Below are 397 nucleotides of genomic sequence, written 5' to 3'. Positions count from 1 at the left end.
CGGCGAACTCATCTTTCATGTGTTCGGGGCAATTGCGCATTTCGAGCGGCGGCTTATCTCCGAGCGCACCAGGGACGGCATTGCTGCCGCGCGCGCGAAGGGCAAGCGGCCTGGCCGTCAGCCCCTCGACATGGCCAAGATCGATGCCGCTATCAAATTGATCGAAGCGCGAATGTCGCCAACTGAAGCAGCGAAGCAACTGGGCATCGGCCGATCGACGATCTACCGTGAAATGCGCAGGATGGGGATCGAGCGATCCGCTTGAATGGTGACATCATGAGGAAACTTGGCGATCTGCTGACAGGGGACGCCAGGCTTTACGCAAGAAGCCCAAAAAAGGCGGCCTTCGGACCCGTCAATATTCGGGCCCGCAACGCAGCGCGGCGATGAGCGGACA

The 397-nt window shown here is 60.2% G+C and carries 1 protein-coding gene; it reads left to right on the top strand.

Going from position 1 to position 397, the window contains the following annotated elements:
• A partial coding sequence (locus KZZ06_RS20150; protein ID WP_219581771.1) for a recombinase family protein occupies nt 1-265 on the top strand: 265 nt, incomplete at its 5' end.
• Nucleotides 266-397: the final 132 nt, after the last annotated feature.

The organism is Sulfitobacter sp. CW3 (assembly GCF_019392245.1).
GTDB lineage: Bacteria > Pseudomonadota > Alphaproteobacteria > Rhodobacterales > Rhodobacteraceae > Sulfitobacter.
Note: the sequence above shows the minus strand (reverse complement) of the source record. Positions and strands in the feature narration are given on the sequence as shown.